The sequence below is a fragment of the Vibrio sp. LB10LO1 genome (assembly GCF_010092875.1).
Classification (GTDB): domain Bacteria; phylum Pseudomonadota; class Gammaproteobacteria; order Enterobacterales; family Vibrionaceae; genus Vibrio; species Vibrio campbellii.
This window is the reverse complement of record NZ_JAADJW010000060.1, coordinates 1-11,157: the sequence shown is the minus strand read 5'-3', so window position 1 is coordinate 11,157 and position 11,157 is coordinate 1. Positions and strand designations below refer to the sequence as shown.

Below are 11,157 nucleotides of genomic sequence, written 5' to 3'. Positions count from 1 at the left end.
TTTTACCACTAGATCTTGCGATATAGCTGAGTTTTTCCTCTTGCAAACTAACGCCCAATTAAGGGGTGAACAACGCCACCACCCAACCTAACGCATTGTACCGTAGCCGCCAAATTTGAAGTAGAAGCAAAAGTGCCAAGCGTTGTGAATCCCTCTTAAATTGCTTGTTATGAGCGGGGTTAAGAGTGCGCTTTGACGTACTTTTTAACCTTTTTCATAGCCATTTGACGCTTAAGTGGTGAAAGATAGTCGATAAACAAGTTACCCGATAAATGATCTATTTCGTGCTGCATTACGATGGCTAGAAACTCATCACTTTCGATGGTAATTGGCTTACCTTCGCGATCTAAAGCAGACACAACAACTGAAGTAAAACGCTCTACATCTGCATAGTAATCAGGAACTGATAAACAGCCTTCTTGACCCAACGCTTTATCCGAGCCACTAACCACTTCAGGGTTCACCAAAATTAACGGTTCATCTCGACTTTCTGAAAGGTCGATAATTACAACTGCTTCTTTACGACCAACTTGAGTCGACGCCAAGCCAATACCATTGTCAGTCGTATATAACGTTTCCAACATATCGTCTATTAATGTTTGTACCGTTGAGAGATCTTGCACCTTTTCCGCTTTGACCTTAAGCCTTGGGTCAGGTGCAGTTAGAATTTCTAAAACTGCCATATTTTCCTTCTAATTCTTGGAAGCTCATAACGCCCTGTTAAGGTGTGAGCAACGCAATGCCGATGCTTCCGCAAAACACCTTAACCACTAAACACAACGCATAGTAAAAATGCCACGCGTTGCGAATCACTCTTAAACAGTTTGTTAAGTTACGGGCTAAACATTTTCTACCAACCAATTCAGTTCTTCGCATAAAAATCTAGACTCCGTTATATCTAACAGTCTTACGAACTTATGTTGCCGTCGGGACATATCTGATTTAGTTAGTTTTGTCTTCTTTTTTACATGTAAGTAAAGTGAAGTAAACCGATATTGAACTAAAAACCCACCGTACATAAAAAAGAACAAATGATCATCGTTGTCTTTCTCTGGAGGCGATGTTAAGCCAAGCATTAAATTTTTTAATGCCTGATCTTCTATTTTTTGCGATTTGTCTATAACACGAAACATCGTGATAGTAATGAACTCGTCGATATCTATGCCATCAGATACTGCTAATCGATTTTTCCGTATACAGTTTTTTAGAACATCATTGAAACCACCAAGTTCGATATGCTCGAATTCCGGAAGTGTCGAAACCGAAGCTCTCCAAATTATACTCAAATAGTACAGATACCATTTTTGATATTTGAACTTAGTGAACTCAATGTGAGTACTGTGCCTTATAACCTCTTTATGTTTTTTAAGTAGCTCAGTGCCGTACTTCTCGTAACGGCTGCTAAGTAACTGCTCGCATTTTCGGCACAGTAGCAGTTCTTTAGGATCAGCATTGCTATACACAGGAGGGTGGCTTTGGGAATAAGTGTACAATTGAGAATCACCCGCTTTAAGATCTTTAATAATAGAGCGCGGGATAATATGTGATTTCTGCAATATAGACTCTTGGTCGCACAGCTTACAACAACCAGTATTCTTCATGAAAATCTCCGAGTAACTTAACGCCTTGCTAAGGTGTGAGTAACGCAACACAAAGGCTACCGCACAGCGCCTTAATCACATAAGCCACCGCATAGTCAAAATGCCACGCGTTACGAATCACTCTTAAGCAATTTGTTAGTACATGCGCCACTTCTATTTATGCGCTCCAAGATATTGAAAACTGAGATGATATGAAAGTCTTTGAACGCTGAAGTGAGACGGGCAGCTACAAAACTTTACCCCGATTAAGGGAGGAAAGTTGGCTAGAAGAAAAACACACTGAACTCCCCTTCTTTCACTCACTTCAAATTAGAAAAGGATTCAATCCTCGTACTCCGACAGCAGCCCTAAAGGAAGACAAGATTCACTTGGAAAGCACAGCGAAAGTGAAGAAGCGCCAAAGGAATAGGCTAAGAGTTAGAAACCGTAAACGATCAAATCAAAGCGAACACTCCACATATAGTGCCACCGGAAAGAACGTGAGACGTACAAACTGAAAGGTGTAAAGGCGAGCGCCAAAACAGATAAACACCAGGACTTGTGACCTTTAATGTCAAACCCGTACTAACGCCTTGTTAAGGTGTGAGGCACGCAATACCAAAGCCGCCGCATAACACCTTAACCACTGAAACCAACGCATAATAAAAATGCCACGCGTGCCGAATCACTCTTGAACAATTTGTTAGGCGACGACTTTTGGCTATCTAATGACCTCGAACAGCGAATGCAACACCGCAGACTATGAAAAGAACAATAAACCACAAAATTGCGGGCATCGGGTTTCCATTTTTAGCTTCAGACGCCAAATATGAATTGAACTCTTTTTTACTTTGTCTTCTGCCATGTTTCGTGGACAAATTGTGCTGCCCCAACGGTGTGGTTCCCGACTCAACATACTGTTTCGCAGATGCGAGTGTAGGTACAGGACCAAAATCATGAGAACCGTTTGCAGTAAGTACAAGCCAGCCTGAACCTTGTTTTACAATAAAACGCCCATCATCCACCGAGTATTGTCCCGCTTGGATTCTAGTTACCTTAGCCAATATTAACTCCTAGTCGCCTAACGCCCTGTTAAGGTGTGAGCAACGCAATACCGAAGCTACCGCATACCACCTTAAACACTAAAACCAACGCATAGTAAAAATGCCACGCGTTGCGAATCACTCTTAAACAGTTTGTTATATCAATTGCTACCACTAAACTTTTTCGCTGCTTTGCTTTAGTTCAGCAGGTTCAGCAGGTTCAGCAGGTTCAGCAGGTTCAGCAGGTTCAGCAGGTTCAGCAGGGTATTTTATATACTCGTAAGCGTAAGAACCAGCAATAGAACCAGTTATTCCCAAAAACAACGCAAACAAGCTAGATAAAAATAGTGCGAATATCGGATGCCTTTTAACTCTATCAAGAATACGATAGTAAAGGTCTTTCCTAATTTTTTTGATATCTTTTTCTACAGCTTTAATTACGTTTTCTGGTACTCGATCACGACGCAGTCTTTCTTGGCACTCAGAACAAATTACTGGCTTATGACATGAAGCGACTAAATCTAACTTAAGCCCATTCATATCAAACAAGCATCCCCGAGTTTCATCGTGGGTAAAGTCTGTCATTTCCTCAAAATTGGGGATTCGATTACCAGCTCTCTTATACGCCAAAGTGTACGCATTGAGCATTCTATATATCACGTTCTCAAGAGGTATATTTGCCCATTGCAAAATACCTTTGATTTCATGAAACGTGAAAGCAACTTTATTGCCGCCCAATCGACGTGAATACCAGTTATCCTCGAGAGGTCCGTTAACAATGGCAATCATAAAGTCAGCATCGCCTAGTTCTGGCAACTGCTTCCTTACGATGTCATCTGAAAACTCCCATGACATCCCATCAGAGTCACATCGCAAAGCTAGCCTTTCTATTTCGCCGTGAATCTCAAACTGAGACGATTTGAATTTACCAACACTTTTGATGTTAAATTCCAAAGGTAAATGCCCAATTGAAATCAACTTAATCTTAACTTTACTCATTAATTACCTGTAAATTGATATAACGCCCAATTAAGGGGTGAACAACGTCGCCACCCACACCTAAAGCATTGTGCCATAAACACTAAATTTGAAGTAGAAGCAAAAATGCCAAGCGTTGTGAATCCCTCTTAAATTGCTTGTTAACTGTATTGTTCTAAACGATGGGCTTCCAGTTTCCATGAGTTCACATCGGGTTTGCAGCCAAACACCTCAATACCTTGATCAGCCCAACCTTGCAGAACACCTTGAAATTCATTTTGTGTGAAGTTCTTGAAGTGTGATACCTGCTTATAAGCATGACGTCCGATGTAAACTTTAACAAAGGATTCTTTGGGAATACTTAAACAGGGAATTGTGCGCCCCTCACTTTCGATAAATATTTGATTCCAATTTCCTGAGCTGTTTGTAAACTGCGCAGGTCTTCGCTTGCTTACACAGTTTCCACGATCGTCGGTAATATTTTTGACAACTCTCACTTCTTCCTCATAACCCCACTCTAATGACTTATGTAAGAACGCACGTGATAGCAAATTGTAAGAGTGAGGCTCAAAGTAAGACAGTGCGGGATTATCAACCCAAAAATTATCGGAAATTTCCATATTCACGGCATGTGACGGCTTAGTAGCTGAGTAGATTACGTCACCGAAATTGGCAGGTATTGAAGACGTTTCAGAATTTAGTAACCCTGCTTTTTCGCAGTCAATACCAATCACAACACCTGTATGTGATTGGCCATAATGAGACCACATCAAAGAGTTCAGAGGTTGCCTAGTCAATGACAATACACCGAACCTTGGAGATAGATGCTCTTTGATAGCATTAACAACGAGATTGTCTGTCATACCATGATTGTCTGGTGCGCAAATTGAGGTACATTCAAATGGGTCATTAAGATCCAATACTCGGCTAAAACCTAGTGTCGAAGACTCAATCATAGAGATTGCAGCTTGGAAGCCTACATACTTATACAAAATCATATTTCTACCACTGAATCCAATACAGTTAACGCCGCGTTAAGTGGTGAACAACGCTAACAACCTAACCTAAACCATTGCACCGTAAACACAAAACTCAATTTGAACTGAGAATACCACGCGTTGTGAATCCGCCTTAAACGCCTTGTTATAACTTCAGATACGTGTGGATTGCTGTATGTAAGTTTTTAAACCCTGTTAGCTCAAATTCCAGTACCCATGATGATTCAAGTGTCATAGGTAACTTTCCATTTGTCGATTCGCCAAATTTAATTTCAGTTATATCAACAGGACTATGAGCAGCAAAGAAGTAAACTGACCCATCAATATACCCGTCATCTGGGTTTACAGGGAAAGTAAATGTTCTACCAGTAAGTTCATTAAGCTCTGTAGGTAAATTAATACCGTTTAGGCTAATTACAGTTTCTATTTTCTCAGAATAACCGTCTAGACTAAGTTCAAACGGCTCTATTCCTATTTCAAGTGAAACGTCGCCATCGACACCAGAAATCTTTGCACTTGTAAATTTGAGCTTTTCTATCGGGAAATTTTCCACTCTTCCTCCTGAGTTATAACGCTCTGTTAAGGGGTGAGCAATGCAATACCAAAGCCGCCGCATACCACCTTAAACACTAAAACCAACGCATAGTGAAAATGCCACGCATTGCGAATCCCTCTTGAACAGTTTGTTAGGCATTTTTTTGACTCTACCCTTGAATAACACTGTATAGATACCCATGTAATAGACGTGCTTAGAGCACATGGTGATCCAACTTAGTACTTATTCATTATGAGGTAATTTATGTCTAAAGACGACTACAACGTATACCAAGATAGCGATGGAACATGGAAAGGAAAACGCGAAGATGCGAGCCGTGCCAGCGTAACGGGTTCAACTCAAAAAGAAGTTTTTGAAAGAACTAGAGAGTTAGCGCAAAAAGCTCAATCTGAAGTTTCAATTCATCGTGGTGATAACGGTAAAATCCGAGCTAAACACAGTTACGGAAATGATCCGAAGAACACCAAAGGATAAATTCGCAAACAAGGGGGAGCTAATATCAGGCTCCCTTGATGCCTAACGCCCAATTAAGGGGTGAACAACGCTTCCACCCAAACCTAAAGCATTGTGCCATAAACACTAAATTTGAAGTAGAAGCAAAAGTGCCAAGCGTTGTGAATCCCTCTTAAATTGCTTGTTAGTAGTTTGTAGCCACGCATCCCCAACCATCAAATTCAACCTTGTACAGTTCGGCTACACAGACCATAAAACCAGATACACAAGAGATTATATTTTGATTTACTGGCATTGTTATTTTTACATCAACATAATGAAGTCCATCATGAACTACATGTTTCGCTACTCCAAACTGAAAGTCATTGATAAACCCAGCAACGACATCGGCCGTATGAGAATCAGGGCACTTAAAGTGAAAATCAACTTCTCTGAATAATGAAAAGTTATCTCCCTCTGCATCAAGCCTTCTTAGCACATCAACATCGCTTTCTGCTGACTCGATGATTTTATTTACAATCGACATAACTACCTCTAACTACTAACGCCGCATTAAGGTGTGAGCGACGCTTGGCTATACTTGAGCGAAGCGAAAACGCCAAGCGTTGCGAATCACTCTTAAATGCTTTGTTAGTCCTGTGGTTGACTAGTACATATAACCTAGCCAATCAAAATGTCCAACACCCCACTGCTTATCCCTGAGTGGTTTCACATACAGTTCATCAATATGCTCTACAGCAACTCCAAAGTTGGTGTGCTCGTGAAGCCTTAACCAAGACTGCATACACTGAACTTTGTTAAAGCCATTTGATGAGTAGAAATCATGTAACTCAGATATGAGGATTATGAAATCAACGTCTTTAGTTTCGGCAAATGCCGATACTTCTGACAACATGAAAGAGCCAATACCTTGCCCTCGATAACGTTCATCAACACAGAAGTCGATTACGCCCAGAACCTTATGTATTTCCCCACCGACGCTAACAACGCGATAATCCAGTCCAAGATAGCCAACCAACTGTTCACCTTGAAAATGAAGGGCACGCATATGAGGTAACTGCTTAAAGTAAGAACGACTTACTTGGCTGTCTGGAAAAGCTTGGTTTCTTAATGCTTCGATTGCCTTATGATGCAATTCTGAAACATCAATTTCTTGTACGATTTCCATATCATTTCCTCGAAAAGGGCTAACGCCCTGCTAAGGGGTGAGCAACGCAATACCAATGCTACCGCAAACCACCTTAATCACTAAATTCAACGCATAGTAAAAATGCCACGCGTTGCGAATCCCTCTTGAGCAGTTTGTTAGTCGCGAGGCACCGAGCGACAATTTTAAGCCGAACTAAACTTTGCGAACAACAAACTTTATGTGCTTTGATGCATTTAAGTCAGGCGTAGTTTCAAAGCGGCTACTCAATGAAACCACTTGGAACAAACAACGCCGCAGAAAACGAACTGACAACACCAAAAGGCGCTTTTGAAAAGCTAATCTCACAGTGCGGACTTTCAACGAAGTCACTGAAACCACGTGGAATTTACAACACCAGAGAAAACGTCATTTCAGCGAGTAAATCGGCTTTTGTACCGACAAACTCACCGAGCGGAGTTGCAACCAAAAATAGACTCTCGATTGCCCTACTCTGTAAGCACCAAAGAACAAAACAACCGCTAGGACAGGTACAAAACTTTGGACTTAAAACGGCTAGAACTAAGCTCTGATGATCTACGATTAATCGGTGTACCAAGCAAACAGCTGCTAAATTCTAAGCTCAGAAACATGATATTGATTGCTAGCTTTTTCTGGCGACTAACGCCCAATTAAGGTGTGAAGCACGCAGCCACGACTCCCAACTGGAACACCGTAAACACGAAACCCAACCCAGACCAAAATCGCCGAGCGTGCTGAATCACTCTTAAATTGTTTGTTATGATTTTTCTTCACCGAAGATTACTTCGATATAACCACCAGAAATACTAGCTTCAGAGAAGCCAACTGGACTACTCATGTGAGCATAACCGCCCGAACCTTTAAACATTAAACTTAACGTCATATGTCCTTGAGCAAGAAACTCTGATGCTACATCTTTTGGTAGCAACCTGACTTCTGTACGAACTTTCGTATCAGGAGCGATACTTAAATTAGCCCCTACATTATCACCCTGTACTATCTCAAATGCAGATGACGTATATTGAGCACTGTTAGGATACCAATAAAAAACTTCACCTCTTCCATACAATGACAATAACTCTTTTGTTTGGTTGTTAAGTTCAACCTCTACCAACACGTCATTGGAAGCTGAAAATACACTGCTATTTTCGGCAAATGAATAACCCTTTTCAAACACATAAAAGCAAAACGAAAGGACACCAACCAATGTACCAACAGCTGTGAGTTTGCTTGGTAACGACCATGCTTTCCATTGTTTTTTAGAGGGAATAAGACCCAACATTGATATCAATTCTCCTGAAAATCATAACGCCCAATTAAGGTGTGAAGCACGCTACCACGATACTCAATTTGAACACCGTAATCACTGAAACTAATTCAAACCGAAAATGCCAAGCGTGCTGAATCACTCTTAAATTGTTTGTTAGCTAATTTACTACAACGATCGTTTTCGCCAGTTTGTCACCTAATCTCTGTCTTCTTTTACCCAGAATAAAGATCGCGTCAATCATGCCGATTATTGGTGTCAAAGCATTGCGGAAAAATGACTGAGGGAAACTACAACTTTTTCCTGTAACTGAATCTATAACTGAGATACCTAGTAGCTTCTTACCGAGGCTTTGACCTTTTGCGAAACCATCAGAAAGTAGGAAGTAAAAAGCAGCGGCAGAAAAGGCAATTAAGCCAGATGAGTCCTGAGATAAACCAATTAATGTACCGAGCCAAAGAAAGAAAATGAATATTGCGGCACTTATTGCACCATCAATGATTTGCCCTAAATACCGAAGCCCCGGACTTGCCAGTCTATGCGATTCGATAATCGAACCTCTATCTGTTTCCACTTACTTTTCCTCCATGTGAGTTAGATGTCGAATAAATTTGCTAACGCCAAATTAAGGTGTGAACAACGCTGACACCTTACTTAACGCATTGTGCCATAAACACTAAACTTACTTGAAGTGAGAGCGCCAAGCGTTGTGAATCACTCTTAAATTTATTGTTAGCTTATGGCCGAACTAGTTGATGAAATAACCAATAACAACCCAACCAGTTTTGTTTTTAGAAAGTGTTAAGGTTTCTGTCGACTTCTTCCCTGAAAATACCGTTTGATATTGAACTACAACGTACTCGCCGTCAGGTATATTCGGCAAAGATTTCATCGATTCTGTCGTTACTACACTACGTGATTCAAGATTTCCGAGCTTTGTACGCACAGCACCTACAGCTTCAGCCCACTCATCTTTTGATATTTGTGAACGAAACAAACCACCAGCACTATCCCAACTTTCACTGTAGTGTTGATTGTCTATTAAGCTAAGCCAATCGGAAGCCGTAATATCGATAGTCTTAGTTTGTGCAAATAACAATGTAGGAACTAAAGACAGAGCTAGAATGAATTTTCTAAGCATACAGAATCAACCTTTTCTTCGTTGTAAGCTAACGCCCTGTTAAGGTGTGAGCAACGCAATACCAAAGCCACCGCATACCACCTTAAACACTAAACGCAACGCATAGCAAAAATGCCAAGCGTTGCGAATCACTCTTAAACAGATTGTTATAACACTATGCTAAAAGTTCACGCTTGATCCTTTGAAACTCACCACCACGGTTGGGGAAAGCTAGATAAACTCGAAACGCTAGGGTTTCACTTACCATAGGAAAGAATATCTCAATTGCCTGCTTGTCCTCGTCAATATTAAAGTACTGAATCTGTTCTTTGTTCAGGTACGCTTCGCCTTTTGAATTGTACGAAAGCCCAATAGTGTCACCATACCAATCGCCAGAGTGATCCTCTACTGCACCTTCTTTAACTACGATTTTCACAAGATTCTTATTCATATTTAAACCTCTTATTACCAACTAACTTCCTAGCTTTTCCCCTAGTGTTATAACGCCCAATTAAGGTGTGAAGCACGCTACCACTATACTTAATTTGACCCCCGTAAACACTGAACTCAAACCAAACCAAAAATGCCAAGCGTGCTGAATCACTCTTAAATTGTTTGTTATGCTCGTACTCAAAGAAATTGAAGGACTAGACAAGCTATAAACGCTGGCAGACCTGCTATAAAGAAAACTAAACCTGTCTGGTAGTTCATTCGATAGTGCTCGCGTTCGTCTTTTTCGAAATTATGCCCTTCTACCATTTTGTAGACTTTGTCTGTTCTAGGGTCATCTAACCGAGTCGTCTTACTATGAACTCCACCTTCCCACATTAGCTTCGCCAAAACCCATATGACGATGACAACAAAGAAAAGAAAATCGACCAACTGAGTAGTAGCAAAGAATGGAACAAACTGGGCTAGAGCGATAACAACAAGAGTCGCTGAGAGGTTAATTAGAACCACTTTCTTGAATAAATCGAGCAAAATTACCTCCTAGAGCATAACGCCGCATTAAGGTGTGAGCGGCGCTTGGCTATACTTGAGCGAAGCGAAACTGCCAAGCGTTGCGAATCACTCTTAAATGCTTGTTATAAATCAATTTTCGCACTCTATATATGCAATCGTTTCTTTATTCCAAAGCTCTCTTTCAGATTCAACTCCATTTGTCTCCAAAATTGTTGGAATATGATATGGAGGACCAGATTTTAGCTTGTTTCTTAACTCTTTAGTATTTTCTTCAGCAACAAGTGGACAACCATACTTTGACAGTCTTTCCTGCGCTTCTCGAAGAACTGTATATTCAGAGTTAGGGAATAATATTGGATTGTCCCTTATGGTTAAGTATGTAGTAAAGCCAACTGCACAAACAGACGAGATCACAACAAAAATTGAAAAAAGATAAGTAGACAGTAAAGATGGATACTTTTTATATAAGCCAAGTTGAACCATGAGAGAACTAAGCTCTTGACCATCTATTATGATTTGAGGCTCGTAAAACTCGTGAAGTCTTTCTGATTCAGGGAAAAAAGATAACTTTAGCGATTCTGAAGGATCTAACCTTGTAATAAGCAACTCCATTTTACTTTCATCATAAGTGAAATCCACCTCGCCATGACGTTTATTAGTTCTAACAATGGGAGCAAACTCAAGAGGCGAAGTTAAATTAACCCGTACATTTTCTAGGACTCGTTTAGAAAGATTTTCTATCCACAGCTGGGAAATATGAAAACCGTCCACCTTTGCCTTCTTTCTAAGTTCTTTAGGTAAAAGATTTGGTGAAGGCTCTTCAAATTGAACATTTATTGGGTCAGGAGCATCTTTAGCAACTGTATACAAAAAGCTTAATATAGAGAATGGATTCCACATTTAGACTAATCTTCCTTTTGATTTATAACGCCCTGTTAAGGGGTGAGCAACGCAATACCGAAGCCACCGCATACCGCCTTAAACACTAAAACCAACGCATAGTGAAAATGCCACGCGTTGCGAATCCCTCT

At 40.6% G+C, this 11,157-nt stretch carries 16 protein-coding genes and 1 pseudogene; 2 read left to right on the top strand and 15 right to left on the bottom strand.

Annotation, left to right across the window (positions count from 1 at the left end; translation table 11 throughout):
• Positions 1 to 179: 179 nt before the first annotated feature.
• From def to GXP65_RS24050, 7 genes and pseudogenes are all read right to left on the bottom strand, one after another.
• The gene (def, locus tag GXP65_RS24100; protein WP_162093892.1) at positions 180 to 683 is read right to left on the bottom strand and encodes a peptide deformylase; all 504 of its coding nucleotides are present in this window, start codon (positions 681 to 683) and stop codon (positions 180 to 182) included.
• 156 nt (positions 684 to 839) lie between these two features.
• Positions 840 to 1,601 (bottom strand): hypothetical protein, encoded by a 762-nt coding sequence (locus GXP65_RS24090; protein WP_123768141.1) that lies wholly within the window; start codon positions 1,599 to 1,601, stop codon positions 840 to 842.
• Positions 1,602 to 2,305: 704 nt separating this feature from the next.
• Positions 2,306 to 2,644 (bottom strand): hypothetical protein, encoded by a 339-nt coding sequence (locus GXP65_RS24075; protein WP_152816208.1) that lies wholly within the window; start codon positions 2,642 to 2,644, stop codon positions 2,306 to 2,308.
• A 28-nt stretch (positions 2,645 to 2,672) separates the two neighbouring features.
• A pseudogene (locus tag GXP65_RS24070) lies at positions 2,673 to 2,775 on the bottom strand (DUF3265 domain-containing protein).
• Positions 2,776 to 2,797: 22 nt separating this feature from the next.
• On the bottom strand, positions 2,798 to 3,622 hold the full coding sequence (locus GXP65_RS24060; protein ID WP_205455627.1) for a hypothetical protein: 825 nt from the start codon (positions 3,620 to 3,622) through the stop codon (positions 2,798 to 2,800).
• 140 nt (positions 3,623 to 3,762) lie between these two features.
• On the bottom strand, positions 3,763 to 4,599 hold the full coding sequence (locus GXP65_RS24055; protein ID WP_069648525.1) for a DUF2971 domain-containing protein: 837 nt from the start codon (positions 4,597 to 4,599) through the stop codon (positions 3,763 to 3,765).
• A 145-nt stretch (positions 4,600 to 4,744) separates the two neighbouring features.
• Positions 4,745 to 5,152, bottom strand: coding sequence for a hypothetical protein (locus tag GXP65_RS24050; RefSeq protein ID WP_074191355.1), 408 nt, complete (start codon positions 5,150 to 5,152; stop codon positions 4,745 to 4,747).
• A gap of 246 nt (positions 5,153 to 5,398) precedes the next feature.
• Between GXP65_RS24050 and GXP65_RS24040 the strand changes: the two genes are divergently transcribed.
• Complete coding sequence (locus GXP65_RS24040; RefSeq protein WP_029856998.1) at positions 5,399 to 5,629, top strand: DUF2188 domain-containing protein; 231 nt, start codon at positions 5,399 to 5,401, stop codon at positions 5,627 to 5,629.
• 163 nt (positions 5,630 to 5,792) lie between these two features.
• Here the strand turns inward: GXP65_RS24040 and GXP65_RS24035 are convergent, their stop codons facing one another.
• Complete coding sequence (locus tag GXP65_RS24035; protein ID WP_162093889.1) at positions 5,793 to 6,134, bottom strand: ribonuclease E inhibitor RraB; 342 nt, start codon at positions 6,132 to 6,134, stop codon at positions 5,793 to 5,795.
• Positions 6,135 to 6,254: 120 nt separating this feature from the next.
• Positions 6,255 to 6,776 carry a GNAT family N-acetyltransferase gene (locus GXP65_RS24030; RefSeq protein ID WP_050910326.1) on the bottom strand — a complete coding sequence of 174 codons (522 nt, stop codon included), beginning with the start codon at positions 6,774 to 6,776 and terminating at the stop codon, positions 6,255 to 6,257.
• A gap of 248 nt (positions 6,777 to 7,024) precedes the next feature.
• On the opposite strand from GXP65_RS24030, the gene GXP65_RS25335 reads away from it, so the two are divergent.
• Positions 7,025 to 7,327: a hypothetical protein gene (locus tag GXP65_RS25335; RefSeq protein WP_065771571.1), complete on the top strand. Its 303-nt coding sequence runs from the start codon at positions 7,025 to 7,027 to the stop codon at positions 7,325 to 7,327.
• Between the two features lie 206 nt (positions 7,328 to 7,533).
• Here GXP65_RS25335 and GXP65_RS24020 read toward each other — a convergent pair whose 3' ends face one another.
• The 6 genes from GXP65_RS24020 to GXP65_RS23990 all read right to left on the bottom strand — a co-directional run bounded on the left by GXP65_RS24020 (position 7,534) and on the right by GXP65_RS23990 (position 11,026).
• Positions 7,534 to 8,058: a hypothetical protein gene (locus GXP65_RS24020; RefSeq protein WP_162093883.1), complete on the bottom strand. Its 525-nt coding sequence runs from the start codon at positions 8,056 to 8,058 to the stop codon at positions 7,534 to 7,536.
• Between the two features lie 145 nt (positions 8,059 to 8,203).
• The gene (locus GXP65_RS24015; RefSeq protein ID WP_162093888.1) at positions 8,204 to 8,617 is read right to left on the bottom strand and encodes an RDD family protein; all 414 of its coding nucleotides are present in this window, start codon (positions 8,615 to 8,617) and stop codon (positions 8,204 to 8,206) included.
• Positions 8,618 to 8,791: 174 nt separating this feature from the next.
• Complete coding sequence (locus GXP65_RS24010; RefSeq protein ID WP_162093887.1) at positions 8,792 to 9,184, bottom strand: DUF4019 domain-containing protein; 393 nt, start codon at positions 9,182 to 9,184, stop codon at positions 8,792 to 8,794.
• A gap of 154 nt (positions 9,185 to 9,338) precedes the next feature.
• The gene (locus GXP65_RS24000) at positions 9,339 to 9,614 is read right to left on the bottom strand and encodes a hypothetical protein (RefSeq protein ID WP_029831959.1); all 276 of its coding nucleotides are present in this window, start codon (positions 9,612 to 9,614) and stop codon (positions 9,339 to 9,341) included.
• 179 nt (positions 9,615 to 9,793) lie between these two features.
• Positions 9,794 to 10,144, bottom strand: a complete 351-nt coding sequence (locus GXP65_RS23995) for a hypothetical protein (RefSeq protein ID WP_162093886.1) — start codon at positions 10,142 to 10,144, stop codon at positions 9,794 to 9,796.
• A 111-nt stretch (positions 10,145 to 10,255) separates the two neighbouring features.
• Positions 10,256 to 11,026, bottom strand: coding sequence for a hypothetical protein (locus tag GXP65_RS23990; protein ID WP_162093885.1), 771 nt, complete (start codon positions 11,024 to 11,026; stop codon positions 10,256 to 10,258).
• Positions 11,027 to 11,157: the final 131 nt, after the last annotated feature.

Excerpts from the sequence above, each read along its gene's own strand:
- GXP65_RS24030 (WP_050910326.1), bottom strand. The coding sequence starts at position 6,776 with ATGGAAATCGTACAAGAAATTGATGTTTCAGAATTGCATCATAAGGCA.
- GXP65_RS23990 (WP_162093885.1), bottom strand. The coding sequence starts at position 11,026 with ATGTGGAATCCATTCTCTATATTAAGCTTTTTGTATACAGTTGCTAAA.
- GXP65_RS25335 (WP_065771571.1), top strand. The coding sequence starts at position 7,025 with ATGAAACCACTTGGAACAAACAACGCCGCAGAAAACGAACTGACAACA.
- def (WP_162093892.1), bottom strand. The coding sequence starts at position 683 with ATGGCAGTTTTAGAAATTCTAACTGCACCTGACCCAAGGCTTAAGGTC.
- GXP65_RS24055 (WP_069648525.1), bottom strand. The coding sequence starts at position 4,599 with ATGATTTTGTATAAGTATGTAGGCTTCCAAGCTGCAATCTCTATGATT.
- GXP65_RS24020 (WP_162093883.1), bottom strand. The coding sequence starts at position 8,058 with ATGTTGGGTCTTATTCCCTCTAAAAAACAATGGAAAGCATGGTCGTTA.
- GXP65_RS24010 (WP_162093887.1), bottom strand. The coding sequence starts at position 9,184 with ATGCTTAGAAAATTCATTCTAGCTCTGTCTTTAGTTCCTACATTGTTA.
- GXP65_RS24040 (WP_029856998.1), top strand. The coding sequence starts at position 5,399 with ATGTCTAAAGACGACTACAACGTATACCAAGATAGCGATGGAACATGG.
- GXP65_RS24060 (WP_205455627.1), bottom strand. The coding sequence starts at position 3,622 with ATGAGTAAAGTTAAGATTAAGTTGATTTCAATTGGGCATTTACCTTTG.
- GXP65_RS24000 (WP_029831959.1), bottom strand. The coding sequence starts at position 9,614 with ATGAATAAGAATCTTGTGAAAATCGTAGTTAAAGAAGGTGCAGTAGAG.
- GXP65_RS24035 (WP_162093889.1), bottom strand. The coding sequence starts at position 6,134 with ATGTCGATTGTAAATAAAATCATCGAGTCAGCAGAAAGCGATGTTGAT.
- GXP65_RS24090 (WP_123768141.1), bottom strand. The coding sequence starts at position 1,601 with ATGAAGAATACTGGTTGTTGTAAGCTGTGCGACCAAGAGTCTATATTG.